This window comes from Gemmatimonadota bacterium (assembly GCA_039715185.1).
Classification (GTDB): Bacteria; Gemmatimonadota; Gemmatimonadetes; order Longimicrobiales; family RSA9; genus DATHRK01.
Window position 1 is genome coordinate 1 of sequence record JBDLIA010000207.1, and the last position, 1,565, is coordinate 1,565.

The window sequence follows — 1,565 nt, forward strand, 5'->3', positions numbered from 1 at the left end:
GCGGACGCCATGGTCGGCTGGATGCTGGAGCGGCCCGGGATGGAAAGCGTACGCTCGGTGAACGCGGTGGTGGGCGAGACCAACGACGGCTTCCTCAACGACATCCGCGCGCGGCCTATCGAGCCGGGGCACGTGGTCGCGGCCCTGGAGGAGGCCTCCGGCGGCGCGGTGGAAGAAGGCGCCGTGGGCGCCGGCGCGGGCACCGTGGCGTTCGGCTGGAAGGGTGGCATCGGCACCAGTTCGCGGCACCTGCCCGACGCGCTCGGCGGCTGGACGGTGGGCGTGCTCGTGCAGAGCAACTACGGCGGCGTGCTGACGATAAACGGCGCGCCGGTGGGGCGTGAGCTGGGCCAGTACGCGTTCCAGCGCGCGCTGGAGGCCGCGAGCCCGGACGATCCGGGCGGCGACGGAGACGGCAGCGTCATGATCGTGATCGCCACGGACGCCCCGCTGAGCGCGCGCAGCCTGGAGCGGCTGGGTGCCCGATCCATCGCCGGGCTGGCGCGCACGGGTTCGAGCATGACCAACGGCTCGGGAGATTTCGTGATCGCGTTCTCGACCGCTGAGTCGGTTAGGCGAGCGGCCGGCTCGACCTCCGGGGACGGTTCCCGCGCGATCGACGATCTGGCCAATGGCGGCATGTCGGGTCTGTTCCAGGCGGTCGCCGAGGCGACCGAGGAAGCCATCTACAATTCCTTGTTCAGGGCCACCACTGTGAGCGGCCACCGGGGCACGATCGAGGCTCTGCCCCTGGAGGACGTACTGTCGATCCTGGAGCGATACGGCGCGCTGGGGCAGGACCGCACGCTGCCGCCGGGGGGGCCGCGATGAGCCCTCACGAGGCCTCCAGCGGCGTCCCCAACTGGGTACCCGAGGCCGCCGCCAAGGAGCTCGCCAGCGCCATCGGCCAGGACGGTGCGACCCTGCGGGTCGTCCTCGACCGCGACGGCGGGCCGCTCCGCGAGCTGGGCTCCTACCTGCTCCTGGCCGACCGCATGTACGGCCGCCTGCGTACCGGCGGCCTGCGACGCTACGCGCAGCTCGGCGGCGAGCAGCTTCAGGTGACGTGGTGGCGCGACGAAGGCGAGCGGCTCGGGCTGGAGATCAAGGAGCCCGTGGAGGCCGCGCGCGGCTGGCGCATGGCGCTGCTGTGGGTGGCGCTGGAGCTGCTGCCCGAAGTGGTGGGCGCCGACGTGGCCATTCCATGGGCCGCCGCCCGGCGCAGAATCGCGATCGGCGGCGAGCTCGAGCCCCAGGTGACGCTGTTCGCCGCCGACAGCCAGGACCTGCTGGCCAGCGCCGCCGAGCGGCCGGTCTTGGCCGCCCTGTCCGGGGAGTCGCGCTACTCCGTGGTGGAAGCCGTACAGGACCTCTACGCGGAGGACTCGGACCTGCTGCCCGCGTCCATCCGCTTCGCGCGGGAGCGGGTGGCCGAAGTGCAGCTGGGGGAGTAGGCCCGGCGACCCCTAGTGTGCCGGCGCGGAAGTCCCGTGTGCACCGAGGCGCGTGATGCGCCCGCGGGGCAAGGCGGAACGACGCGCCGTAGCCGTCGCTACGGCAAGGAG

At 72.7% G+C, this 1,565-nt stretch carries 2 protein-coding genes; both read left to right on the forward strand.

The genetic code is table 11. The features are described 5' to 3' along the window. Nucleotides 1-831, forward strand: an 831-nt coding sequence (locus ABFS34_16755) for a P1 family peptidase (GenBank protein ID MEN8377076.1), incomplete at its 5' end; no start/stop codon positions are given. Beyond that, entirely contained in the window at nt 828-1,454 is a 627-nt protein-coding gene (locus ABFS34_16760; GenBank protein MEN8377077.1) for a hypothetical protein, read from the forward strand. The genes ABFS34_16755 and ABFS34_16760, both read left to right, overlap by 4 nt. Nucleotides 1,455-1,565 lie beyond the last annotated feature (111 nt).